The organism is Marinobacterium sedimentorum (assembly GCF_024267675.1).
GTDB lineage: Bacteria > Pseudomonadota > Gammaproteobacteria > Pseudomonadales > Balneatricaceae > Marinobacterium_A > Marinobacterium_A sedimentorum.
In genome coordinates this window covers 1-222 of sequence record NZ_JALDYX010000179.1, presented here as the reverse complement: position 1 = coordinate 222, position 222 = coordinate 1, and the positions used below count along the sequence as shown (strand labels likewise).

The following is a 222-nucleotide window of genomic DNA, read 5'->3' as shown; positions in this document are numbered from 1 at the left end:
TCTGAGTTAGTAGACTCAAGTTCTTCGCGCATCATCTCTGCTTCAGCGTGCATGTCCATAGTGGCAAGCAGATCTTTGATCGCTTCTGCACCCATCTTAGCAGTGAATTCGTCACCCCATTCTTCTAGACGATCAAGATACTCTTCTTCAGTTAGCATCTGACCTTTTTCTAGATCCGTCATACCTGGTTCAGTTACTACGTACATTTCGAAGTAAAGAACA

The 222-nt window shown here is 43.7% G+C and carries 1 protein-coding gene; it reads right to left on the bottom strand.

All coding sequences use genetic code 11. From position 1 onward, the window contains the following. A partial coding sequence (locus MRS74_RS23760; protein ID WP_254582747.1) for a hypothetical protein occupies nt 1-182 on the bottom strand: 182 nt, incomplete at its 3' end. Nucleotides 183-222 lie beyond the last annotated feature (40 nt).